The organism is Arthrobacter sp. S41 (assembly GCF_004320535.1).
Lineage (GTDB): Bacteria > Actinomycetota > Actinomycetes > Actinomycetales > Micrococcaceae > Glutamicibacter.
Map to the genome: position 1 here is coordinate 624,870 of NZ_SIHY01000001.1, position 24,767 is coordinate 649,636.

20 protein-coding genes are annotated in these 24,767 nt (G+C 57.2%); 7 read left to right on the forward strand and 13 right to left on the reverse strand.

Annotation, left to right across the window (positions count from 1 at the left end):
* Positions 1 to 113 precede the first annotated feature (113 nt).
* Positions 114 to 1,079, forward strand: coding sequence for a GerMN domain-containing protein (locus tag EYR88_RS02885; RefSeq protein ID WP_131088227.1), 966 nt, complete (start codon positions 114 to 116; stop codon positions 1,077 to 1,079).
* Positions 1,080 to 1,165: 86 nt separating this feature from the next.
* Here the strand turns inward: EYR88_RS02885 and EYR88_RS02890 are convergent, their stop codons facing one another.
* From EYR88_RS02890 to hrcA, 3 genes are all read right to left on the reverse strand, one after another.
* Positions 1,166 to 1,939: a 16S rRNA (uracil(1498)-N(3))-methyltransferase gene (locus tag EYR88_RS02890; RefSeq protein WP_131088228.1), complete on the reverse strand. Its 774-nt coding sequence runs from the start codon at positions 1,937 to 1,939 to the stop codon at positions 1,166 to 1,168.
* A gap of 2 nt (positions 1,940 to 1,941) precedes the next feature.
* Entirely contained in the window at positions 1,942 to 3,069 is a 1,128-nt protein-coding gene (dnaJ, locus tag EYR88_RS02895) for a molecular chaperone DnaJ (RefSeq protein ID WP_131088229.1), read from the reverse strand.
* A gap of 66 nt (positions 3,070 to 3,135) precedes the next feature.
* Positions 3,136 to 4,149 carry a heat-inducible transcriptional repressor HrcA gene (gene hrcA / locus EYR88_RS02900; protein WP_131088230.1) on the reverse strand — a complete coding sequence of 338 codons (1,014 nt, stop codon included), beginning with the start codon at positions 4,147 to 4,149 and terminating at the stop codon, positions 3,136 to 3,138.
* A 128-nt stretch (positions 4,150 to 4,277) separates the two neighbouring features.
* Here hrcA and EYR88_RS02905 point away from each other — a divergent pair, with 128 nt between their 5' ends.
* Positions 4,278 to 5,147 carry a DUF3097 domain-containing protein gene (locus tag EYR88_RS02905; protein ID WP_131088231.1) on the forward strand — a complete coding sequence of 290 codons (870 nt, stop codon included), beginning with the start codon at positions 4,278 to 4,280 and terminating at the stop codon, positions 5,145 to 5,147.
* Between the two features lie 90 nt (positions 5,148 to 5,237).
* Complete coding sequence (locus EYR88_RS02910) at positions 5,238 to 5,639, forward strand: DUF4870 domain-containing protein (protein ID WP_131088232.1); 402 nt, start codon at positions 5,238 to 5,240, stop codon at positions 5,637 to 5,639.
* 12 nt (positions 5,640 to 5,651) lie between these two features.
* On the opposite strand, the gene hemW is transcribed toward EYR88_RS02910, so the two are convergent.
* Both hemW and lepA read right to left on the reverse strand, forming a co-directional pair.
* Positions 5,652 to 6,881: a radical SAM family heme chaperone HemW gene (gene hemW / locus EYR88_RS02915; RefSeq protein WP_131088233.1), complete on the reverse strand. Its 1,230-nt coding sequence runs from the start codon at positions 6,879 to 6,881 to the stop codon at positions 5,652 to 5,654.
* Positions 6,882 to 8,729 carry a translation elongation factor 4 gene (gene lepA, locus EYR88_RS02920; protein ID WP_131088234.1) on the reverse strand — a complete coding sequence of 616 codons (1,848 nt, stop codon included), beginning with the start codon at positions 8,727 to 8,729 and terminating at the stop codon, positions 6,882 to 6,884.
* Positions 8,730 to 8,841: 112 nt separating this feature from the next.
* On the opposite strand from lepA, the gene EYR88_RS02925 reads away from it, so the two are divergent.
* Positions 8,842 to 9,402, forward strand: a complete 561-nt coding sequence (locus EYR88_RS02925; protein WP_131088235.1) for a type II toxin-antitoxin system PemK/MazF family toxin — start codon at positions 8,842 to 8,844, stop codon at positions 9,400 to 9,402.
* 170 nt (positions 9,403 to 9,572) lie between these two features.
* Entirely contained in the window at positions 9,573 to 9,833 is a 261-nt protein-coding gene (gene rpsT, locus EYR88_RS02930) for a 30S ribosomal protein S20 (protein WP_131088236.1), read from the forward strand.
* A gap of 179 nt (positions 9,834 to 10,012) precedes the next feature.
* Here the strand turns inward: rpsT and holA are convergent, their stop codons facing one another.
* From holA to leuS, 5 genes are read right to left on the reverse strand one after another with little or no spacing between them, the layout of a single operon-like run.
* A complete protein-coding gene (gene holA, locus EYR88_RS02935) occupies positions 10,013 to 11,005 on the reverse strand; it encodes a DNA polymerase III subunit delta (RefSeq protein ID WP_131088237.1) in 993 nt (330 codons plus the stop codon).
* Positions 11,006 to 11,039: 34 nt separating this feature from the next.
* Positions 11,040 to 13,307: a ComEC/Rec2 family competence protein gene (locus tag EYR88_RS02940; protein WP_131088238.1), complete on the reverse strand. Its 2,268-nt coding sequence runs from the start codon at positions 13,305 to 13,307 to the stop codon at positions 11,040 to 11,042.
* Positions 13,304 to 13,954, reverse strand: a complete 651-nt coding sequence (locus EYR88_RS02945; protein ID WP_131088239.1) for a ComEA family DNA-binding protein — start codon at positions 13,952 to 13,954, stop codon at positions 13,304 to 13,306. The genes EYR88_RS02940 and EYR88_RS02945 overlap by 4 nt, the downstream gene beginning before the upstream one ends.
* A 15-nt stretch (positions 13,955 to 13,969) precedes the next feature.
* Entirely contained in the window at positions 13,970 to 14,908 is a 939-nt protein-coding gene (locus tag EYR88_RS02950; RefSeq protein ID WP_131088240.1) for a DegV family protein, read from the reverse strand.
* Between the two features lie 9 nt (positions 14,909 to 14,917).
* A complete protein-coding gene (leuS, locus tag EYR88_RS02955) occupies positions 14,918 to 17,407 on the reverse strand; it encodes a leucine--tRNA ligase (protein WP_207306457.1) in 2,490 nt (829 codons plus the stop codon).
* A 289-nt stretch (positions 17,408 to 17,696) separates the two neighbouring features.
* Here leuS and EYR88_RS02960 point away from each other — a divergent pair, with 289 nt between their 5' ends.
* Positions 17,697 to 19,526 carry an HNH endonuclease gene (locus EYR88_RS02960; RefSeq protein ID WP_131088241.1) on the forward strand — a complete coding sequence of 610 codons (1,830 nt, stop codon included), beginning with the start codon at positions 17,697 to 17,699 and terminating at the stop codon, positions 19,524 to 19,526.
* 118 nt (positions 19,527 to 19,644) lie between these two features.
* Here EYR88_RS02960 and glpK read toward each other — a convergent pair whose 3' ends face one another.
* Genes glpK through EYR88_RS02975 form a run of 3 tightly spaced genes read right to left on the reverse strand, consistent with a single transcriptional unit; the run spans position 19,645 to position 23,650 of the window.
* Positions 19,645 to 21,165: a glycerol kinase GlpK gene (glpK, locus tag EYR88_RS02965; protein ID WP_131088242.1), complete on the reverse strand. Its 1,521-nt coding sequence runs from the start codon at positions 21,163 to 21,165 to the stop codon at positions 19,645 to 19,647.
* Positions 21,166 to 21,182: 17 nt separating this feature from the next.
* A complete protein-coding gene (locus EYR88_RS02970; RefSeq protein WP_131088243.1) occupies positions 21,183 to 21,911 on the reverse strand; it encodes an MIP/aquaporin family protein in 729 nt (242 codons plus the stop codon).
* Between the two features lie 59 nt (positions 21,912 to 21,970).
* Positions 21,971 to 23,650 (reverse strand): glycerol-3-phosphate dehydrogenase/oxidase, encoded by a 1,680-nt coding sequence (locus EYR88_RS02975; RefSeq protein ID WP_131088244.1) that lies wholly within the window; start codon positions 23,648 to 23,650, stop codon positions 21,971 to 21,973.
* Between the two features lie 159 nt (positions 23,651 to 23,809).
* Here EYR88_RS02975 and EYR88_RS02980 point away from each other — a divergent pair, with 159 nt between their 5' ends.
* Positions 23,810 to 24,763 (forward strand): sugar-binding transcriptional regulator, encoded by a 954-nt coding sequence (locus tag EYR88_RS02980; protein ID WP_315973677.1) that lies wholly within the window; start codon positions 23,810 to 23,812, stop codon positions 24,761 to 24,763.
* Positions 24,764 to 24,767: the final 4 nt, after the last annotated feature.

Sequence of the window (24,767 nt, forward strand, 5' to 3'; positions counted from 1 at the left end):
CGGAGCAGGTCGCGAAGATATAGATTTGGTTACGGATTAGTAGGGAGGGTACTTTTTGGGTCGTTTTGGACAAATCTTATGGCAAGCTATGACAGCGGCTCCAAAATGTTTTGGTGCCCCATAGACAATATTCTCTTCTGGATTGGTACGTAGTGCAGTCAAAGTTCACGCAGAAGATTCCACGCCGGATCGGCATTCTTGGAATCACTGCAGCTCTCGTCGTCGCCGCTGGTTGCGGTCTGGCGAATCGTGAGAGTTCTTTTGAGATGCCTGCCAGTGCGAGCTCGGACTCACTGAATCTGCCGGTATCTACCGACGCCAGTGAACAGATGGACGTACTGACTCGTTTACCGGTCTACTGGTTAGAAAATACAAAGTCCGGCGTGTTCTTGTACCGCGAGTACATGGATGACACTCGGCATAACGAGCCGATCGGTGATGCGATCTGGACCTTGCTCTCGGCCGATCCCGCTGGTCCCCACCGATACACCCTGATGAAGCCCTCAGATGAGGTCGGTGTATCGATCAGCAATACCAATGTCATCACCTTAGATTTGCCGGCGAAGGTCTTCAACGCCCACCTGGACGAGGGTTTGTCTGAACGCTCCATCCAGCAGTTGGTCTTTACCGCAACGGCGGCCGCGGCCAGCTCCGGACTCCTCGTAGGAGAAACACCGGCGACGGTGAAAATCCTTGTTGATGGCAAGCCGAACGCCAACGTTTTTGGTGGACATCGCCTCAAAGACGTTTATGAACGCAATGCCAAATTCATGGCACCAATCTGGGTGATCGACCCACAGTTCGGCACCAGTCTGGAAGACGAAAAGGTCACGATCAACGGTCGCACCACAAAGTTTGATATCGGTACGTTCTATTCGCTTCAGAAAAAGGACGCCGACTCAAAGCTCACCGTGATCACTGCGCAAAAGCAGGTCATCGCCGGAAAGATCCAAAAGGATGGGTCATTTAGTATTGTTGAACGGCTTTCGGCTGGCTCTTACAAACTCAATTTCTGGGGCATGGAATCCGGTTCGGACGACAAAGTTGGCGAAGTGTCCAGCGAATTCACCGTCAAGTAGGACCGAACCATCTTTGGCTTGAAATAACTTGACCTAGCAAAAAAATATCGCGAGTACCTGTTGGTACTCGCGATAATTTTTTTGACCTAGATTTCGCCGAGTAAATGCCGAATAAGCACCAACGCTGCCGGCCCAGCTGTGGAGGCACGAAGTACGTGCTGCCCCAGCAAAGCCGCGTGGGCCCCAGCTTTCACGAAGGCCTGCAACTCGGTGTCCGAGATGCCACCTTCTGGCCCGACAATCATCAGCACCTTTTGGCCTGGCTGCGCAGTTTCCTGCCACTTGGACACATGAACTGCTACCGACTGCTCCGCCTGTTCGTGCAAAACCAACACGAGAGCACCAGCGCTGGTTTCAACAGCGATATTCTTAGCCAGCTCCTTAGAGCTAACCAGCGACAAGACCTCAGGCTCGAAGGCGCGCCGTGATTGCTTCTGTGCCGAACGGACCTGGGCTTGCCACTTAGCTAAGGCCTTCTCGGCCTTTGCCGCATTCCACCGCACGATGGATCGATCAGCTTGCCACGGGCGAACCGCCAGCACACCAAGCTCCACGGCCGATTCAACGGCCTGCAAGTCACGATCCCCCTTGGACAGAGCCTGCACCAGGGTCACCGGGTGATCGCTGGTGGCCTCTTGAGATCTGCTGACTACCGTAGCGCTGAGGAAATCTTTACCCGTGGTCTGGACTTCTACGCTTAAGCGCAGACCGCGCCCGTCAAGCAGGTCCAGCTGTTCACCGGCGGTGACCCTCTTGACGGTCACCGCATGGTGGGCTTCGGGTCCGGTGAGTTCCAAAGTGTCACCGGGCACCGCGTTTTGTGCCAGATCAGCGTCGATGACAAAGCTGTGGTTGCTCATCTTTAGCGCTGGTTCAGCTTGTCACGCAGACGCGAGAACATGCCGCCGGAGTGCTCAACACGTCCTGCGCTCATTTCCTCACCGCGCAGCTTTGCCAGCTGTTCGAGCAAGTCGCGCTGGGCAGCGTCAAGCTTGGTTGGCGTTTCTACCTGCAGGTGGACGATGATATCGCCGCGCTTGCCACCGCGTAGACGAGGAACACCAAGACCTGGAAGGGTGATGGTGTCGCCGTCTTGTGCACCGGAGTCAACATTGATCGGCTGTTCGCCATCAAAGGTTTCCAGCTTCAGTTCTGAACCGAGTGCTGCCGCGGTCATTGGCATGGTGATCTTGGCGTGAAGATCACTCTGTGCTCGCTCGAAGATCTTGTGGCGTCGTACATCGATCTCAACAAACAGGTTGCCGTTCGGGCCACCGCCCGGGCCAGCTTCACCCTGTCCACGCAGCTGGATACGAGTTCCCGAATCCACGCCGGCAGGAACGTTCAGCGACTTCGAAACGTGTTCGCGAACGCGACCTTCGCCGTTGCACTCCAAGCAAGGGTCCGGGATGGTGGTACCGAAGCCGCGGCAAGCAGCACAGGTTTCCACCGTCATCATTTGGCCCAGGAAGGAACGCACTGGGCGCTGAACCTGACCGGCACCATGGCAGATGTCGCAGGTGACCGGGCTGGTTCCCTCGCGGGTGCAAGAGCCGTTGCAGGTCTTGCAGGTGACCGCGGTTTCCATCTCCAATGGGTACACGGTGCCCTTGACCGCATCTTCCAGATCGATGGTGATGGTGATCAGTGCGTCTCGGCCTGGCTGGGTGCGCGATGCTGGGCCTTGGGCCTGTCCGCCACCGAAGAACTGTTCAAAGATGTCGCCGAATCCGCCGAAGCCCTGTCCGCCGCCACCACCAAAGCCTGGGTGGCCATTACCGTTTTCATCTCCGGTCGAATCGTAGTTCGAACGCTTGGTCTGGTCAGAAAGGACCTCGTAGGCGTGCGTAACAGCTTTAAACTGCTCGGAGGCATCCGCGCTTGGGTTCACGTCCGGGTGTAGCTTACGTGCCAGCTTGCGGTAGGCACTCTTGATTTCCTGCGGGGTCGCGTCCTTGGCAACGCCCAAGGTCTCGTAATGCGAGCTCACGTTGTTCGCCGTGTCCTTTCCTAAAAATGCAAAATTCAAAAAATGCTGGGTGTGATACCAGCGTTGTTAGTTCGCCAAAATCTTCGACAGGTAACGGGCTACAGCCCGCACCGAGGCCATCGAGGTCGGATAGTTCATTCTGGTTGGGCCGAGCACTCCAAGCTTGTTGCGCACGTCCGAACCATAAGTAGTAGCAATAACCGCGGCCTCAGAGAGCTGACCATAGTGGTGTTCGGTGCCGATGGCTACGGCCAGACCACGAGAATCGGCTTCTAGCTCAGAGAACAATTTAAGTAACACTACTTGTTCCTCCAGCGCTTCAAGCACTGGGGTGATGCTCAGCGGGAAGTCGCCTTCCACTCGGGCCAGATTTGCCGTTCCCGACATGATGATGCGTTGAGTATTGGCAGCTTGAGCCATTTCCTCCAACGCAAGCAAAACGCTGTCCACCAATGGATCCGACTGTTGCTGGGCGCTAAGCCCTGCACGGGTTAGTTTTCCACGCAACTCTGCCAGTTGCACACCCTCGAAGCTGTTCAATAACCACAGCTTCAAATCGGCCAGTTCAGTCTCCGAGTACACTCGCGACACAGCCAGCATTCGCTGATCCACGGTCCCATTGGACGCGATCATGACCATCAATACCTGAGCACTGCCCAAGGCAACTAGTTCAAGATTTTTCAGCGAAGCCATGTCGTAGTGCGGCACCTGGATCATCGCGACCTGGTTAGTTAACCGGGCCAATAACCGAACGGTGCTCTTGAGCATCTCGTCGAGGTCATTGGAACTATCGAGGATCTTGTTGATCGCATCGCGTTCAGCCCGAGAGAGCGGTTTAAGTTCGCCGATCTCGTCCACAAAACGCCGGTAGCCCTTTTCGGTGGGGATGCGTCCCGAAGAGGTATGCGGGGCAGCAATCAGCCCCTCCTCTTCCAGCAACGCCATGTCATTTCTGATGGTCGCTGCGCTGACGCCGAGGTTGTGCCGGTCGAGCAGCGCCTTGGAGCCAACTGGCTCCCGGGATTGGACGTAGTCTTCTACGATTGCTCGCAGAACATCCAAACGCCTTAGCTCACTCACCACAGCACCTCCTAACAATCCCCATGTGAAGGGTTTGGCACTCTAACCTGTCAAGTGCCAAGTCTAATACGTTCAACGGTTGCTAGCATTGGTTTTTGAGCGTATTCGATCACAGCGAAAGGCCGTACGTGGCAAATTACTCCTGGGGACCGCAAGATCTGAGTGCACCAGCACCCAAAAAACTCCGCCAGGTCCCCATTGAACTGGGCATGATTCTCGAAGATGTCTCTTCCGGCTGGGTGGGTGAAGTCATACGCACCGAAAAATCTGGTGGCATGCGAATCATTGTTTTGGAGGACCGCCACGGCAAGTCTCGCTCATTCCAAGCAGGGTTTGGCTTTTTCCTTGAGGGCGAACCCGTGGAGATGATTGACCCGGTAGCAAAAGTGCCCGCACCTAAAAACCTGGTTTCCGCTTCTGGCTCCCGAGCCGTGTCCGGGCTCAAGGCAAGAGCGGCTCGTGCCAGTCGGATTTGGGTTGAAGGTAAACACGATGCGGAACTGGTTGAAAAGGTTTGGGGCCACGACTTACGTGTTGAAGGCATCGTTGTTGAGCCTCTGCATGGTGTGGACGATCTAGCCGGTGCGATCCGTGACTTCGCCCCATCCCCCGAACGTCGCCTTGGTATCCTCGTGGATCACCTCGTGGCCGGTTCCAAAGAGTCCCACATTGTGGCGGAAGCGTTAAAAGTTCCCGGCGCAGCAAATAACGTTTTGATTCTCGGCCACCCCTACATCGATGTGTGGCAAGCGATCAAACCCGCCACGTTGGGGATCAAAGCGTGGCCGGTGATCCCGAAGGGTACCGATTGGAAGACCGGTATCCTCAAGGCCTTCGGCTGGCCTCACGAAACTGCCGAGGACATCGGCATTGGTTGGCAGCGGATCTTGTCGACGGTTTCACACTATGGGCAGCTAGAGCCTCAACTGTTGGGCAGGATTGAAGAACTAATCGATTTCCTCACCACCGAAGATTACGGTTACCTTACAAATAACTAATAGTTGGATTAGCACGTCGTAAACTCCCAGCCTGCGGCGCAGACCCGGCTATGATTGGTATGACCAACAACCCCACAGCAAGGAATAATAGTGACTTCACGCCAGACGCAGTCTTCGGATGACTCCCGCTTTGAGGGCTCTCAAACTTCTGCGCAGCCATTGACTCCCACTGAGGATCGTCTGTGGTCAACGATGGCTCACTTCGGCGCAGTTCTTGGCTGCATCCCGGCTGCTATTATCTTCGCTGTGTTCCGGGATCGTGGTGCGTTTACCGCTCAGGAATCCAAGGAAGCATTCAACTTCACCTTGCCGCTGACCGTTCTGGCTATCGTGTTAAACGTGCTGACCATCGTGCCGATTGTTGGCTGGGTCTTCTCTGTACTGGCCGTAGCGCTTTGGGTATTCATGACGGTTTCGGGTGCCCTTGCGGGAATCCAAGCCAACAAGGGCAACCCTTACCGTTACAAGTACAACTTGCGCTTGATGAAGTAGAACTTTGCAGATTTAGAAATCGAGAAGTTCGCGCACTGCGAGGTCGGCTAATAGCCGGCCTCTTTGCGTTAACACCAAAGTTCCGCCAAAGGCAGCCTTAGGATCGATCAGTGAGTCCGCGATCAAGCCAGCAATCTTTTTGCGGCCAACTTCATCTAGATCGCTGATCTGCATACCGGAACTCAGGCGCGTCAGCAGCATGGTGCGTTCTAGCTGAACTGCATCGGCATCAGGGTACTCTCGACCGTGGCCTGGAGAGATCCCTGCATCCATGCGCTGCTGATAGGCCGCAGGATGCTTCACGTTCCACCAACGCAGACCGCCAACATGGGAGTGAGCGCCAGGGCCTGCTCCCCACCAGTCACCGCCCGTCCAATAGGCGATGTTGTGCTGGCATGCATTGGCTGGCGTTTTAGCCCAGTTACTGACCTCGTACCAAGAGAAACCGGCGGCCGCGAACATGTCATCGGCCATTTGGTACTTCTCTGCGTGGTCATCGTCGTCAATATTAGGTACTTGCCCGCGACGAATCTGCGCCGCAAGTTTGGTTCCTTCTTCGATGATCAGCGCATAAGCCGAAATATGATCTGGCTCGTAGCTCAGTGCTGCCTCGATGCTGGTGCGCCAATCCTCCAAGGACTCCCCCGGAGTTCCATAGATCAGATCAACACTCACATCTAGACCGGCTTCACGAGCCCAAGCAACAGCTTGAGGCACACGCTTTGGGTCGTGGGTGCGTTCAAGGACCTTGAGTACATGAGGAACTGCGGACTGCATGCCGAAGGACACGCGGGTGAAGCCGCCGTCGGCAAGCTCCTGCAGGCTTTCACGCGTCACCGAGTCTGGGTTAGCTTCGGTGGTGACTTCTGCGCCCGGCTTCAGACCAAAATCGTTGCGGATCTGTGCGAGTACCGAAACCAAATCGCTCGCTGGCAACAAGGTTGGTGTGCCGCCGCCAAAAAATACCGTTTCGATCTCGCGGTGAGGCTGGCCGGAACGGTCCATCACTTCACGAGCAAAACTGATTTCTTTGCCCACGGTCGCAGCGTAGGTTGCTTGGCTAGAGCCAGAACCGAGTTCGGTGGCGGTATAGGTATTAAAGTCGCAGTATCCGCAACGAACCGTGCAAAACGGAATGTGCACGTAAAAGGACATGGTCCGCTCCTGCGCCCCATGAGCACATGAGGCGGGGAGCAGACCATCGGCCGGAGCCGGATCGCCGTCAGGTAAAACTGAAGGCATTTACTTCTTTTTCGGTTCGTCGGTGGACAAAGCGGCGATGAAGGCTTCCTGTGGAACTTCCACACGGCCAACCATCTTCATACGCTTCTTGCCTTCCTTCTGCTTTTCGAGCAGCTTGCGCTTACGGCTGATGTCGCCGCCGTAGCACTTGGCCAGAACGTCCTTACGAATAGCGCGGATGCTCTCACGGGCAATAATGCGCGAACCGATTGCGGCCTGGATCGGTACTTCGAACTGCTGGCGAGGAATGAGCTCACGCAGTTTTGAAGTCATCATGGTGCCGTACGCGTAGGCCTTGTCGCGGTGCGTAATAGCGGAGAATGCATCCACCTGATCGCCCTGCAACAAGATATCGACCTTCACCAGATCGGCGACCTGCTCTCCGTCAGCCTTCCAGTCCAGTGACGCGTAGCCACGGGTCTTGGACTTGAGCTGGTCGAAGAAGTCGAACACGATTTCTGCCAGGGGCAGGTGGTAGCGCATTTCAACGCGGTCTTCAGAAAGGTAGTCCATACCGCGCATGGTGCCACGGCGAGACTGGCACAGTTCCATAACTGAACCAATAAACTCGCTGGGTGCCAAAATAGTCGCTGCGACCATCGGCTCACGGACTTCCAAGATCTTTCCATCAGGGAATTCCGAAGGGTTGGTCACGGTGATCAGCTGCTTGTCATCGCCCATGACCTCGTACACCACGTTGGGTGCGGTGGAGATCAGGTCCAGATTGAATTCATTTTCAAGTCGCTGGCGGGTGATTTCCAAGTGCAGCAGGCCCAAGAAGCCGACGCGGAAGCCGAAGCCCAGCGCGACGGAGGTCTCTGGCTCGTAGGTCAGCGCAGCATCGTTGAGCTGCAACTTATCTAGTGCGTCGCGCAGTACCGGGTAATCGGTACCGTCCATTGGGTACAGGCCCGAGAAAACCATTGGCTTGGCTTCGTCATAACCGCCGAGGGAAGTCGCGGCCGGCTTGTGGAAGTTGGTGACGGTATCGCCAACCTTGGACAAGCGAACGTCCTTCACGCCGGTGATCAGATAACCTACTTCACCAACGCCCAGACCCTTGGTTGGCTCGGGATTTGGTGAAGAAACACCAATCTCCAACAGCTCGTGGGTGGTGCCGGTGGACATCATCTGGATTTTCTCGCGAGGAGAAAGGTTGCCATCAACCACTCTGACGTAAGTAACCACGCCACGATAGGTGTCATAAACGGAATCGAAAATCATGGCACGAGCTGGAGCATTTGCATCGCCCACAGGAGGTGGAAGCTGCTTGATCACTTCGTCAAGCAATGCCTCGACACCTTCGCCGGTCTTGCCAGAAACCTTCAGTACGTCCTCTGGCTCGCAACCAATGAGGTTGGCCAGTTCGGCAGCGTACTTTTCAGGCTGCGCGTTAGGTAGATCGATCTTGTTGAGCACCGGAATGATCGCCAAGTCGCCTTCGATGGCCAGGTACAAGTTCGCCAGCGTCTGGGCTTCGATACCCTGAGCTGCGTCAACAAGCAGGATGGCACCTTCGCAGGCAGCCAAGGAGCGCGAAACTTCATAAGTGAAGTCAACGTGCCCTGGAGTGTCGATCATGTTCAGCGCGTAAGCGGTCCCATCTTCGGACTCCCATGGCATGCGAACAGCCTGGGACTTGATGGTGATGCCGCGCTCGCGCTCAATATCCATACGATCCAGATATTGGGCCTTCATGTCGCGGGCCGAGACAACGCCGGTCAACTGCAACATACGGTCGGCCAAGGTCGACTTACCGTGATCGATATGGGCGATGATGCAGAAGTTGCGGATAAGCGACGGATCGGTCGCGGCAGGCACCTGAGCGGCGCGGGCCAATGGAGACACCTAAACAGACCTCACTAGCTGACTAAAAGACGTAGTTGGATTAGCTTCCATTCTGTCATGATTTCCGAGTCATCACGTATTTCGACGTTCCACAGCTGGTAGTTTGTCGTTCATGGCACTGAATCCAGAGAAAATACTCCGTCTTGTAATGCGCGTGATCAAGCAGATCAATAGGACTCGCGCACGTACCTCAGGAAGCAATAGCAACTCGAATTCCGGCTCACGCAGCAACCACACCACCACAACGCCACGCAACCAAAATGGTGGCGCGGCAATTGCCGGCAGTTACCCCGGTGACTACCGAGGCACAATCAATTACGAGTACCAGCCATCGATGGACGGCAACGCCGATCCAGGCGAGATCGTGTGGGGTTGGGTTCCTTATGAAGAGGACTACTCGCAAGGTAAGGATCGCCCAGTGCTGATCGTCGGACGCGATGGCGGATGGCTCTTAGGCCTGATGCTCACCAGCAAAGACAGGAACAACTCGGGCCGACAGGACCCTGACTACCTCGACATCGGAACCGGCGATTGGGATCGTGAACAGCGCCCAAGTGAAGTGAAGCTTGATCGCATCATTCGTTTGAAGGATCAGTCGATTCGTCGCGAAGGCGCAATCTTGGACAAGGAACGATTCACCATTGTGGTGAACGCCCTAAACGAACGTGGCTAAGTACTCGTTGTGAAGCTGTACTTCTGGTAAAGTTAATCCTTGTGTGTCGCGCAGGTTGGGCGACACGCCCCCTTCGGGTCGCCATAGGTGCCCCACACCGCTCAGTCGATGGCCTGAAGGATGAACCCTCTACCGACCGTATTTCGCGATAAACGAGAGAGTTTATTAAAGTGGCAAACATCAAGTCCCAGAAGAAGCGCATCCTTACCAACGAGAAGGCACGTCTGCGTAACGTAGCTGTCCGCTCGGAAGTAAAGACCGTAATCCGTAACGTCAACGAGGCAGTAGTCTCCGGTGACAAGGAAAAGGCAACCGAGGCATTGCGCCTGGCTGGCAAGAAGCTCGACAAGGCTGTTAGCAAGGGTGTTCTGCACAAGAACAACGCTGCAAACCGCAAGTCGGCAATTGCCAAGAAGGTTAGCGCCCTCTAAGCCACGCTTAGACTTCAGCTGGCCCCTCGAAACTTCCGAGTTTCGAGGGGCCAGTCTTTTTAACCTGTCTTGTTTAGCTACCGCTCCCCTAACGTCCGCTACCGGGCGCAGAAAAGTCATCAAACCTACCGGGAGCGCCTCAAGAGATGAAGCGAAAGTTAGATAGGTAGTTCTACGTTTTAGCGGTTGGGTGCTTTGCCTGCGATGAACATAATGGCGTGTTCCAACGCGTAACCCGGCGAGCGACTTCCACCCTTGACCATTCGATCAGTGTTGGCGATTTCTTCAATGCACAGGGCAAGATCGCTACGTTTCCAACCACGAGCTTGCTGTTGTGCCTGTTGAACCTGCCAAGGAGCCATACCTAGCTCAGAGGCCAAGGTCGCAGCAGGCTCATTCACGCCGAGCACTTTGGCCAGCTGGCGAACCTTCATCGCCAGCGTCGCCACAATGGGGATCGGATCCGTTCCCGTGCCCAGCGAATGGCGCAGAGTGCGCAGTGCGGCTTGAGCATTACCGGAGATCGCAGCATCGGCGACTTTAAACGCCGTCGCTTCCACACGACCGCCGTAGTAACGATCCACGATGTCCTGGTCAATGGTGCCAGTCGTATCCTGAATCAGCTGAGAACAGCTCGATCCAAGCTCTGCCAATGAGTTACCAACCGCAGAGACCAAGGCCTTAACCGCATCATTGGTGATTCTGCGCTTCGCTGCCTTGAACTCTGACTGGACGAACTCAATTTTCTCGGCGTCTTTTTTAACCGGCTGACAGTTCACAATCAACGCGCCTGCTGCCTTGATGGCATCGATGAGCTTCTTACCGCGTGTGCCACCTGAATAATGCAGGATCAGTACGTTCTCTGGAGCCTGATCTTTAAGATAGTTGGTTGCATCCTTGAGGAAGTACTCGTTCATCTGAGCCAGTTCATGAACTTCGACCAAGTTGGCGCTGGAGAACAGCGAGGAGCTGGTAGCCAGTAGCAGTTCGCCTGGCTCGTACTTTGCTGCGTCGAGCCGAGTGACTTGAATATCCTCTCGCTGTGCAGCTTGGGAGCGGAGCAATTCAAAGGCGCGCGCAGCGAGGTAATCTTCGGAACCGGTAAGTAAGATTAGCGGTTGCGGCGTGATATCTCGCCATGAGATTCCGGGGTTTGCTTGGGCGCGTGCCATCGAGCTCCTTCGTACTTCGGTCGATATATTGATCCTACCGAACTGGTGAACCTAAGGAGGAACTCAGAACACCTTGCTCCGCAAATGTGAGAAGCACGGTACCTGACTGGTCAGTTCTAAAAACTTTCGCGCCTACTTCTTGGGCCGCCTTCAGGGTTTCGGGATGTGGGTGTCCATAGGAGTTGTCCTTGCCATCAGAGATGAGTAGCACCTCAGGAGAAATGTCCTCAATGATCTCGGTGCCACCGTTTCGTGCCCCGTGGTGGGACGCCTTAAGAACTGCAGCCGGACCCTGTGGAAATTTCTGCAACAGCTGATGCATTGCTTCCGTCTCCATATCTCCGGCCGCGAAGAAATCTATGTTCCCAGTTGCCCGATGAAAATGGAACCGCATAACAAGCGAAGTGTCATTGGGCTCGGCCGTTTTTGCCGCTCTGGAATCTGGGCCAAGTACCTGGTAACTGATGCTTCCGTAGGTCTGCGAGAATCCTGACGCGATGACTTCTGCTCCGGGCCACTTGTTAATATCGAATCCGGCCGAAACCACCCGGCGACCGATCTTGATGCCAGATGACTCCAATTGCACGACTCCCCCGAAATGATCAGCGTGCGAATGCGTGATAAACACTGTTGGTAGTTCGTTGATGTTCAATCGTCGCAAGCATTGAACAACTCCACTGTCTGGCGGGCCAGCGTCTATTAACCAGCCTTGGTGATTGCCTAGATTGATCACCAGGGCATCACCCTGACCAACGTCGCACATGGCAATGTTCCAGTCGGAATCCACGGGAACGCGGTAGAACAGGGTCGCAGGAAGAACAAGGGCTGCGACAAAGACCAACAGTGCACCCGCGAGTCCCAAAGAAACGTGGCGGATCCTGACCTGCTCAGTCTCCCGACCGGTGATGAGCAGGATACACAGCACCGTGGCTAGGAATATTGCCAGAATGATTCCGGGTAGGCCTGTTGGCCAGGGCCGAGCTGCGCCAGGAAGTTGGGCCGAGAAGTGGGCAGTTCTGCCAATTAGCTCAGCTGGTAGCCCTGGAACCCATAGCAAAATATGTGCGACGGACGGCAATGGAGTACACAGCAAGAGGCACACCATGCCAACCGCAGTGATCAAGGGCAGCAATGGACCGACCACCAGGTTTGTAGGTAGCGAATACAGGCTGAAGTTTGAGTTCAGGGCGATGATCACCGGCAGACAAGTGAACTGTGCTGCGCAACAAATGGCGGTGAGCTCGGCTAACCAGGACGGAAGGAACTGAATAAATATTTCGGTCAGGGCCGGCGAGAGCATGATGATACCGAGCGTCGCCAACACTGACAGGGCAAAGGCTGGTTCCACGCCTAACCCGGGGTCAACCAACAACAAGATCGTTGCACTGAGCGAAAGGATTCCCAAGGAAACCTGTCCCCTGCCGGCCAGCAAGGAAAGCACCGCAATGCTGCCCATCAAGCTGGCTCGAAGCACACTTGGATCCGGGCCGACAAACCAGGTGAACAGCGCCACCGCACCAATCATCAGTACGGCGCTAGGTATCCGAGCAATCGAGAACACCCGGAGCAGTGACAGGACAATGGCAGCGAGCAATGCAATATTTGACCCGCTTACTGCCGTCAGGTGGCTCAGGCCACTGGTCTTCATCGCGGTGGACAATTCCTCGTCTTGCCCCGAGCGGTCTCCGTAGAGCATGCCCGGAAGCAAGGCACGAGCGTTGCTGGGCAAATCTTGCAACGAGTGTGTGAATCGCTGCTTCAGGTAGTCTGCCGCAGTTAGTTTTGCTAGCGATATCACCTTGGGTTCGCTGGTTGCTCGAGCCCACCAGGCAAAGGTTCCAGCGTCGGCCGGCTGAAGGCTCACGATGGTTTCAAATTCTCCGGTCTGCACTGGCATCGGGTACTCAACGGTGAGGTATACCGGCACTTCACATTGCACCCACGCATCATCGCGCCAGTAGCGTTGGATGCTGGCGCTGCCTCTAAACACGCCTTCGACGGGTTTAGGCGAGCTATCTTCAAAGCTGAGAATGGCGCGACGTTGCTGTTCGGAACCGCTCGGAAGTGTGCACGGGCTACGGGTGGTACCGAGAAAACTTACGGCGAGCAATCCGAGCAGCAGCACGATTGGTCCGGTGAACCACGGAGTGGAATGCGCACCGTCATGTCGCCGGCGCAGCAACAGAGCCAGCAGCAAACCGAGGACAACGATCAACGCGACCAGCAACGCTGGCGGCATCGTGAAAGAGGCGGCCATCCAAGCGCCTGCCAACAACCACAGCCCACGAAAGTCGGTATTCACGGCACCACCAATTCCGTGAGCTTTTCGAGCATCGCCGGCCCAATCCCAGACACCGCATCCAGCTCTTCTACGGTATTAAACGGTCCGTTTTTGGTGCGGAACTCAATAATTCGCTCCGCCAAGGCCGGTCCGATGCCAGGTAGTTCTTGCAGCGCCTCGGAGTCCGCACTATTGATCGAAACTTTGGCGTCTTGGGATGGCGCAGGAAGTTGTTGAGCGGAGGAATCCCCACCGGTGCCGGGCATGATAATTTGCTGGCCGTCGACGAGCTTGGCAGCAAGATTCACCAGCGCCGGTTGAGCATTGTGGCTCAGGCCGCCAGCTTTTTTCACCGCATCGGTGATCCTCGAGCCTCCAGGCAGCTCGTAAACCCCCGGCTTATTGACCGCACCGACCACATGCACGGTGACTTTAGGACCAGCAGGACTTGAGGATGCGGTCGAGGTGGTGGAGCCACTGGCGGTGGGGTTGGCCTCAAGTGGAACGGTCTCTAGTTCATGCGTAGCCGGTGGCGGGGCCAGAAGGATCGAGATCGCGATCCAGCCAAGCACCACGATGACCAGGGCAAGCACCGCCACGCGCGACACAGCAAACCGCAGGCGGCCCGGACGCGGCGCGTACTTGCTGAAAAAATCGTGACGGCCCATGCCCCACAGTATGGGTTAGGGCGTCCGGTCCCCCGCAGCTTCACTATCCGGTTGTGGATCAAGAGCTGCGACGGCCACAGCCAACACACCCATGCCGGTATGCGCGGCGAGGACCGCGGGCAAGGACTCGATCACCACTGGCTGGCAGCTAAAGGGGGCCAGCTCGGTGGCGATTTCGGTGGCTAGTTCTTCGGCGCCAAAATGCATTACCCCAAGCCGCGCGTTGCTACCCACTTCGCGAGCATCGCGTAAGGCCAAGGAAACCAGGCGGGCCTGCGCACGAGCAAAGGACCGAGGTTTTTCCAGCGCGGTGATGCTGCCCTGATCAATGGTCAGGATCGGTTTGACGTTCAGCAGGTTGCCAAGCACCGAGGACAGCGCGCTAATCCGGCCACCGCGGCGCAATTGCTCCAAGCTGGGCACGGCAAAGTACACAGTGTTTAGGGTTGACTGTTCGGCAATGGTTTTTAGCACCTCGAGCGGGGCGCCGGCATCCCTGGCGTCGAGTACGTCGGCCAACGCAAATCCCAACGGCAGGGCCACGGTTTGTGAGTCCACCACGCACACCGCAGAGCCAAAACTTGCTGCGGCCAATCGGGCAGCGTCGGCGGTTCCGGATAACGCGCCAGAAAAGTGAATGGAGAGCACTTGATGACATCCGGCATCAAGCAGGGCGCGGTAAGCGCGAGCAAATTCGCCAGGTGCCGGGCGCGAGGTTTTGACACTCTTGCCCATGGCCAGACCCATCATCAGCGCCTGCGGGTCATCACCCTGCAGGTGGTTGTCCACGATGATCGGGACGGTGACTTCAATTAGGCCGGCACGATCGCGGTAAGACTGCGGAAGGCAGGAGGCAGAATCGCTGACGATGCCGATCAGCGGACGCGAAAGCCCGCGCGGGGCCAGCCATTTAGGCAGCCAACCCGCGCGCGAGCTTTTCTGTCGTTCGTTCATGTACCGAGCCTACGGTGCAGGAACCACGTTCACCAGTTTCGGCGCACGCACAATGACCTTCAGCGGTGCCTTGCCATCAAGCATCTTCACCACTGCTTCATGGGCTAGCGCCTGCTCGCGCAGTTCATCTTCGCTAATGTCTACCGATACCTCAAGACGTGCACGAACCTTGCCCTTGATCTGCACGACGGCGGTGACGGTGTCATCTACCAGCAGGTTTTGATCAACGGTTGGCCAGGCGCTAGTGACAACGCTTGGGGCGTAACCCAAGGCTTCCCACATGTCCTCGGCGGTGTACGGTGCGAACATGCTCAGCAGCTGAGCAACTACGGTGGCTGCTTCACGTACTGCAGGATCCGCTGCCCCGGCACCGGAGTCGATGGTTTTGCGCGTTGCGTTGACCAGTTCCATGGTCTTGGCGATCACCACGTTGAACTTGCCCGAATCAAGTAATTGCGCCGATTCGTGCACGGTGCGGTGGGTGATCTGACGCAGGGCCTTGTCGCCCGAAGCGTAGTCCACGCCGGCTTCGCTGGTGCTGTCCTGGGCGATGCGCCAAGCGCGAGCCAGGAACTTCTGCGAACCCGATGGGGATACGTCGGCCCAGTCCACGTCGTCCTCTGGCGGCGAAGCGAAGACCATGGTCAGACGCACTGCGTCCACGCCAAACTTGTCCAGCTGTTCGCCCAAGTCAACGCCGTTGCCCAGCGACTTGCTCATCGCCTTGCCACCGTTGAGCACCTGGCCCTGGTTCAGCAGCGCGCTGAAAGGCTCGTCGACGTCGATCAGACCCAAATCATGGACGACCTTGGTGAAGAAGCGCGAGTAGAGCAGGTGCAAAATTGCGTGCTCAACACCACCGACGTACTGTCCCACTGGCATCCAGTCACGCACGGCCTGCGGATCAAAGGGTCCCTCGGTGTAGTTCGGGGAGACAAAGCGCAGGAAGTACCACGAGGAGTCCACGAAGGTATCCATGGTGTCGGTGTCGCGCTTGGCTGCGCCGCCACACTTAGGGCAGGCCACGTTGACCCACTCTTCAACGGCAGCCAGCGGGCTGGTGCCCTTAGGAGCCAACTGCTCGCCGCGCAGATTATCTGGCAGGCGAACCGGCAGCTGGTCATCGGGAACCGGAACCTCGCCACAATCAGCACAGTGGATGATCGGGATCGGCGTACCCCAGAAACGCTGGCGGCTCAACAGCCAGTCACGCAGGCGGAAGTTGATCGTGTGCTTACCGGTACCGGCAGCTTCCACGATGTCGATCGCCTTGCTGATGGCTTCGGTCTTGCCCAGCCCGGACAGCTCGCCCGAGTTGATCAGTTGGCCTTCGCCAGTGGCGGCGATGCCGGTTTCATTCGGATCGTCCAAACCGGTTTCAACAACTACACGCACTGGCAAGTTGAAGGTGCGAGCGAAGTCCAGGTCGCGCTGATCGTGCGCAGGAACCGCCATGATGGCTCCGGTGCCGTAGTCGGCCAGCACGTAGTCGGCAGCCCAGATTGGCAGCTTTTCGCCCGAGAGCGGGTTGATGCCGTAACGGCCGGTGAACACACCGGTCTTCTCACGCTCGGTGGACTGGCGCTCAATTTCGCTCAGCGCCTTAACCTGCTCCTGGTATTCCTCCAGGGCGCCACGGTGCTCATCGGTGACCAGCTCACTGGCCAGATCGGCATCCGCAGCGACCACCATGAAGGTTGCACCGTAGAGGGTGTCCGGGCGGGTGGTGAATACCGGAATCTTCACCGCGGCCTTGGCTTCGGTGGCTTCGATCTCGAAGGTCACTTCTGCGCCTTCAGAGCGGCCGATCCAGTTCTTCTGCATCAACAGCACACGCTCAGGCCAGTGGCCTTTGAGCTGTTCCATGTCGTTGAGCAGCCGATCGGCGTAGTCGGTGATCTTGAAGTACCACTGGTTCAGGCTCTTTTTGGTCACCGCGGTGCCACAACGCTCACAGGCGCCATTAACAACCTGCTCGTTGGCGAGCACCGTCTGGTCCTTAGGGCACCAGTTCACCGGGTGATCCTTGCGGTAGGCTAGGCCCTTTTCGTAGAACTTGTTAAACAGCCACTGGGTCCAGCGGTAGTACTCAGGATCGGAAGTATGTACTCGACGATCCCAGTCGGCCGAGATGGCATAGCGCTTAAAGCTAGCGGCCTGGGTGTCGATGTTTTTGTAGGTCCACTCTGCCGGGTGGGTGTTGCGCTTGATCGCAGCATTTTCTGCTGGCAGGCCGAAGGAGTCCCAGCCGATCGGGTGCATCACGTCGTAACCGCGCAGGCGCCAGTAGCGCGAGACCACATCGCCCATGGCAAACGCTTCCGCGTGGCCCATGTGCAGGTCCCCCGATGGGTAAGGGAACATGTCCAAAACGTAGCGACGTTCCCGACTGCCATCATCGGCGGGCTTGAACACTTCTAGCTCGTCCCATACCGGCAGCCACTTGGACTCGATGTCCTTGAAGTCGTAGGTCCTAGGTTCGTTCGTCGATGATGTCACGCTGCTCTTCTCACACGCCTTGCAGAAAATTTCCGATAGGAAAAAACTTGTTTTTGGTTCCAGACATAACAAAAGCCCCCAAATTTCCACTCGGGGGTACGGCCTGTTGGCCGTGCTTAGGCTAGGTTGTGCTGGCAATTCATACCGCGATTCTATCGCATTGGGCCCTGTCCCGGGTGCATCGGTGAAGGGCAAGATTGAACACAGCTGAATTTTCTGGGCCGCACTGCTTGTCCACAACCGGTGCCCGATCGCAGCCGCGCTGTTTTCTGAGTTCGATCATGGACCCATGAACAGCTCAGCACTCATCGCCGCACTACGCACCGCGTGTCGCTCCTGCCTCATTTTCGGGCCGGGGCTCACCGCGGGGATGTTGCTACGTGTGGGTTACCTACTGCTTGCGTTGTTCACGGCGTTAGGGTCGCTGGTGCATCGCACCGGCGATCCGCGCTTGATCCTGGCCCACGGCGAATTGGTGGAGCGCTTCGCCCAGCAAATTCACCTGTCTCAGCTCACGTTCGCCCTGGACGCCGAGGTCAGCGGCGCCCATGCGTTGAGCCTGGAAACTTATGCTGCGCTAAGACGCGCCGCGCCGCCTAATTCACCGGCGACTTCACCGATGGCTACCGCGCCGGATGGGGTGTTTGAGGGTGACTTCGAGGGATGTTTCGACGACGAGATTTTTGCTGGCGAGCCGCACTTTATTGCCGGCCGTCCCTGTTACAAAAACGCGGGCGAACTTCTGGCGGCGTGGACGGGTATTAGTTACTTTGAAGCGCAGCAACGGATCGACGACGCCCACCTGCTGATCGGTCGACGAACCGCCGAGGGCACTATTTGCGCTCCTCGCCTGCCTGAACTAGCACAGCTTTACAGCCAAGGGAGAACGAACCGACGAGCAGTGGTGTCTGTGGCTCGCCAACTTAACAGCTTGGAGCCACCGGACACCACCTTCGAAGGGACCGAATGCGAAATCGTGGCGCGAGGTACCGATGGCAACACGCTTGATGCGTGCGCTGCCAAGCACTTGAGCGGGCTTTCGCCGCTGGAAGCTCGCAAGCAGATCAACGCCGAAATCAAGATCTACAAAGACCTCAATGGCAAGAAGCTACCACCAAAGCTTGGGCTGTTTATTGGCTCGGTCGTCAATGGGGTGCATTGTTTTTCGCTACGCACCAACGCGAGTGACGCACAGCTGATCCGTTCCATTGCAGCCCGCGCTGGCAACCCGCGGACCCAGGCTGGACGAGCCGATCGCCAGTCCGATCAGGACCGGACGGGGAAAAACCAGGACGGCGCAAACGGGTCTGATGCCAATCACGACGTTCCAGACCCCGCAGCCGACGACCTTGGCACACCAGATTGGCTGCGCAGCGAGGAACCCATGCCACCGTGGGCCGGTTCCGACCCCGAGGCCGACACCGCTGATACCGCTGATACCGATTCAACCGGTTCCACCGAGACTCAGGAATCAGCAACCACCGGTCCCGACGTTCATGTGCGACGACTCAACGCGCTCATGTCCCTACTCGCTGCACCCTACGTGGGCGGAAAACGAAAAGTCGTGGTTCCTAAGTTTGTCGTTTACCTCTGGCTGGCAGATTTGCAGAATTTGGCCGATGCTCATGGCATGACCGCCAACGGGGTGGACATTCCGCCCGGCGAGCTGCGGCAGTTGCTGGCCAAAGCGGACATCATCCCGCTGGTGCTCGGCGGCAATAGCCAACCTTTAGATATGGGGCGCAAGATGCGTTACCACAAGGGCCCGATTCGTGAAGCGATCATGGCTCGCGATCGCGGCTGCATTGTGCCCGACTGCACCGCGCCCCCTGATCAAGTGGAGACCGATCATTACGAGATTCCATGGTCCGAGGGCGGCGAAACCAGTGTCTGGTCCGGAGCCGGAATGTGCACCGGGGATCACCACAAGCGCCACGCTGGGCAGATCAAAGTCATCAACGTGGAGGGGCTTCCCCATGTGATCCTGCCCGAGCATGAGGATCCCGAGCAGAAGCCACGTCGCAACACCTATTGGGGCGCCCGCCAAGCAGGTGAGTCTCCCCCGCGCCGTCAAGCGGATCCTGCCGACCAGCTAGACCATCCCGACCACCATGCCTGAAGCCAGACACAGAACCCTGGCTCGGGCGCGCAATGCGCATAAAAAGTACGACGCTCGAACCAGCAAATGTGGTTCGAGCGTCGTCGTTCTGCTCCGGTAAAGGTCAACCGTTGGCGAATTACGCCTTCGTGTCTTCGTCTACCCAATCGAAGGTGCGGGTTACCGCTTTCTTCCAGAGGCGCAGATTACGTTCACGGGTTTTTTCATCCATTTCAGGCTCCCAGCGCTTGTCCTCAGCCCAGTTGGACTCCAGCTCGCCGAGGTCCTTCCAGAACCCAACTGCGAGACCTGCTGCGTAAGCTGCACCCAGCGCCGTGGTTTCAGTGACCTTCGGGCGAACCACTGGCACGCCCAAGATGTCTGCCTGGAACTGCATTAGCGCTTCGTTGGCAACCATCCCACCATCAACCTTGAGTTCGGTCAATGGCACCTCGGCATCGGCGTTCACCGCATCGAGTACTTCGCGAGTCTGGAACGCGGTGGACTCCAAAGCTGCACGAGCGATGTGGTTTTTGTTGGCGTAACGAGTTAGGCCCACAATCGCACCGCGTGCGTCCGAACGCCAGTAAGGGGCGAACAAACCCGAGAAGGCAGGGACAACGTACACGCCACCGTTGTCATCAACCTTGGCTGCGAGCTCTTCAATTTCTGGTGCCGAAGAGATCATGCCGATGTTGTCGCGCAACCACTGAACCAACGAGCCGGCCACCGCAATCGAGCCTTCCAGTGCGTACACCGGAGCTTCATCACCCAGCTTGTAGGCCATGGTGGTCAGTAGACCATTGGTTGAGTTCACGATTTCGGTGCCGGTGTTGAAGATCAGGAAGCAACCGGTGCCGTAGGTGTTCTTCGCGGTACCGGCGGTAAAGGCTGCCTGCCCAAAGGTTGCTGCCTGCTGGTCACCGAGAATGCCGGCAACTGGCACTTCACGAAGCAACTGCTTGGTGTGCACGGTGCCGTACACCTCGGAGGAGGAACGAATCTCGGGCATCATGGAGGCCGGAACACCAAAATCAGCGAGGATCTTCTCGTCCCATTGCAGGGTCTTCAGGTCCATGAACAGGGTGCGCGAAGCGTTGGTCACGTCCGTGACGTGCACACCGCCATCGGTGCCACCGGTCAGGTTCCACAAAACCCAGCTATCAGTGGTGCCGAACAATAGGTCGCCGGCTTCAGCCCGCTGACGAGCACCGTCGACATTATCAAGAATCCACTTGATCTTGGTGCCAGCGAAGTAGGTTGCCAGCGGCAGGCCCACGGTCTGCTTGTAGCGGTCCAGCCCACCGTCAGCAGCTAGCTCGTCGACGATGTCCTGGGTGCGCGTATCCTGCCAAACGATCGCGTTGTAAACCGCTTCGCCGGTGTTCTTGTCCCACACAACGGTGGTCTCACGCTGGTTGGTGATACCGACGACCTCGATGTCGTGACGGGTCAGATTGGCCTTGGACAGTGCCTGGCCGATCACTTCGCGCACGTTGTTCCAGATTTCAGCGGGATCGTGCTCAACCCAACCTGCTGCCGGGAAGATCTGTTCGTGCTCTAGCTGGCCAACCGAGTGCACATCACCTGCATGATTGAAGACAATCGCGCGGGAGCTGGTTGTGCCCTGGTCAATGGCGATCACAAATTTTTCGCTCATGATTTACTGCTCACTTTCTAGAACATTAGAGCGGCAACAAGACCGCCAAGAATACCGCCGACAGCTGGCCCGGCCAATGGAACCCACGAGTAGGCCCAGTCCGAGGAGCCCTTGCCCTGAATTGGCAAGATGGCGTGGGCAACGCGTGGACCAAGGTCGCGGAACGGGTTGATGGCGTAACCGGTGGCACCACCCAAAGACAGGCCGATGGCTACAACCAACAACGCAACTGCCAGTGGGCCAAGCTCATGCGGAGTGTGTCCCAGACCGGCGATCACAAAGACCAAGACGAAGGTACCAAAGATCTCGGTGACCATGTTCCAGCCATAGGAACGAATTGCTGGACCGGTAGCGAAGACACCCAGCTGGGTGCCCGCGTTCTGTGGATCATCCAGGTGCTTCTTGTAGGTAAGCCAAGTGCCTACGGCGCCAAGGAAGGCACCGATGAACTGCGCCAAGAAGTACAGCAAGGTGTTGGCCAAGGTTTTGGCAACGCCGGGTGCGTATTCTGCAACATCGGGGTTGACCAACAGACCCAAGGTAACAGCCGGGTTCAGGTGGGCTCCGGAGATCCCCGCGATCCAGACACCACAGTAAACGCCAAGGCCCCAGCCGAAGCTGATAGCGACCCAGCCTGCGGCACTACCGAGGGTTCCTTTGAGGGCAACGTTCGCGCAGACGCCGCCACCCATCAACAGGAGAATAAATGTGCCGACAAGCTCGGCAAGAAACACGTGAGTGGACATCTTTGACCTCTTAGTGATTTCGACTGCCGGCGGCTCCTTGCCGCCGACCACGTGGCAGATTAGCTCAGGATGACTCCATGGCGTTCTGCGAGAACCGAGAGCGAATGGTCGATTTCGGCTTGTAGTTGAGATTGATCCCAACCCATTGGGTCAGCTAGGTAATGTGCTACCTCGTTGACCAAATCCTTTGTCACCAGGCCACGGAAGGCCAGGTTGGTGCGGCGAATAAATACGTCAATCAGGCGTCCGACCTGCTCGTTTTCAGCCAAGTATGCGATTTCTTGAACTGAGAGCTCGTTGGTGTTTTCCAGCAGTTGCTCATTGTCACCCAATTGTGCCATCACCTGATCAGCACGGGTACCGTAGCGTTCAAACAAAATGCGCAGGCGGTCATGCGAAGCCTTTGACTCGCGAGCTGCGTACCATGCCGACAGAGCCCCATCGTTCATCGGGAAGTTCTTACCGCCGCCGATGGCAACTCCAGCGGTGGACTGCACCTGGCGTTCACCCAAGAACTCTAGCGCCTTGCTACCAAGGTTCTCGCTCAGCGCGCGGAAGGTAGTCCACTTGCCGCCGATCAACGAGAGCATCGTGGTCTGGTCTGTCAGGCGAGTTTCCTTGACCTGGTAGTCGCGGGAGACAAATCCTGGCGCCGTGTCATCGTGGTTCGGCAGCGGGCGGACTCCGGAGAACTTGTAGACGATGTCCTGCTCGTTGACCTTGATGGTCGGGAAGACGTGGCGAATCAAGTCGAAGAAGTACTGGACTTCTTCGTCGGTGCACACCGCTGGCTCGTTCATGTCGTGCTCGAGGTCGGTGGTACCAACCAATACACGGCCGAGCATTGGGTAGATCAAGACAACGCGGCCATCTTCGTGTTCGAAGAAGATCTCACGCCCGCCGGTAGCCTCAAGCAGCTCAGGGTGATCGAGCACGATGTGCGAACCCTTGGTGCCACCAGTCCACTTGGTCTCTCGGCCCAGCTCCTTGTTGGTCAAGTCGACCCAGGCGCCGGTGGCGTTGATGATGACCTCGGCGTCGAAGTCGAATTCTTCGCCCGTGAGTACGTCGCGCAACTTCGCGGTACCACCATCCACACCAGTAAGTTCGATGTAGTTGCTGGCACGGGCGCTCTGGTGAGCATCCAGACCTTCACGCAGGACGTCCAAGGTCAGGCGCTCAGGGTTGTGTACCGAAGCGTCGAAGTAGGTGGCGGTGTACTTCACGTCGTTGCGAAGCTTTGGCAGGTCCGCGCGGGCGGCCTTGCCCGACTTGAATGTGTGCCATGGGGTGTTGCGTCCACCAATGCCGGCGAACACGTCGTACATGATCAAGCCGGCTTTGATGAGTGCGGCGCCGCGCTCGGTTGGCTTGCCGGACTTGTGGGTGAGGAAGCGCGTCGGCGCGCTGAGGATTCCGGAGAAGGTGGAGAAGATCGGGATCGTCGTCTGTAGCGGCTTCACGTAGTGTGGTGCGATTTCCAGCAGCGAGTTGCGTTCCTGAACGGATTCGTGGACCAGGCGGAATTCGCCGTTTTCAAGGTAGCGAATGCCGCCGTGAATCATGTGCGAGCTGGCCCCAGAAGCACCTTGGCTGTAGTCACCACGCTCGATCAGCGCCACATCGATGCCCTGCATCGCGAGGTAGCGGAAGGTCGCTACGCCGTTGATGCCACCGCCAACAACCAATACCCGCGCCTGCGGGCGTTCGCGCAGTTTGGATAGCTGTTCACGAATCACGATTTGTGCCCCTTAGTAACAATTGAATAAGTCTGAGGCTAGTCTTGTAACAGAACGGCCATTCGGTCAAACAAATTGCACAAATGTGCAGAAACGGTCAGATTGATGATGAAAACACCGTCCGGAGGAACCTATAAACGGGGTGCGCCTGGCACATCCGTGCACACGACTCCCCGAGCCAAGGACGCGCTGCGAGCAGCCCAGCTGTATTACCTGCAGGATATGAAAATGGAGGTCATCGCCAAGGAGCTGGGCACCTCACGTTCGACGGTGTCCAGATTGCTGACCCACGCCAAGCGAACCGGCATGGTTTCGATCAGCATCACCCCCAGCGCAAATATGTCCGCACTTTTGGGCAATCAGCTCAGCGAGCATTACGGCATCAACTTCAACGTGGTGCCAACTGATGGCTCAATGGATGACTCCGAGCTGCTCTCTCGTGTGTCTGCTCATGCCGCATACCTTTTGGCTGACATCATTTCCTCGTCGATGACCGTCGGGGTGGCCTGGGGTTCAACAATGCAGGCAGTGTCCACAGCGCTCGCTCCCCACCCGACACATGACACCAAGATCGTCCAACTTAATGGGGCGGCAAACCCGGTGACCAGTGGCGTGAGCTACGCCAGCGATATTCTCACCCGCTTCGGCCATGCGTTTACCGCCCGAACCGAACAGTTCCCAGTTCCGGCCTTTTTTGATCGCGCTTCGACACGCGAGGCGATGTGGCAGGAAACCTCCATCAAGCGCGTGCTGAAAGTGCAGCAGGAAATGAACGTGGCCGTGTTTTCACTCGGTTCGGCTGGCTCCGCGGTGATCTCGCAGGTTTATCGCGGCGGATACCTGACCAAAAATGAGACTCAGGAGCTACGCGTCATGGGTGTCGTGGGGGACGTGGCCACGGTGTTTTTTGACAAGGACGGCAACAGCTCGAACATTTCGCTTAATTCCCGCTCCACCGGCCCGACCCTGGACTCGCTACGCAAAGTCCCTACACGCTTCTGCGTTGTCGCCGGTCGCGGCAAGCTCGAGGCGGTGCGCGGAGCGCTAAAGGGTGGGCTGATGACTGACTTGGTCATCGATGAGGGCACCGCGTTGGCGTTGCTCGACGGGTAGGATT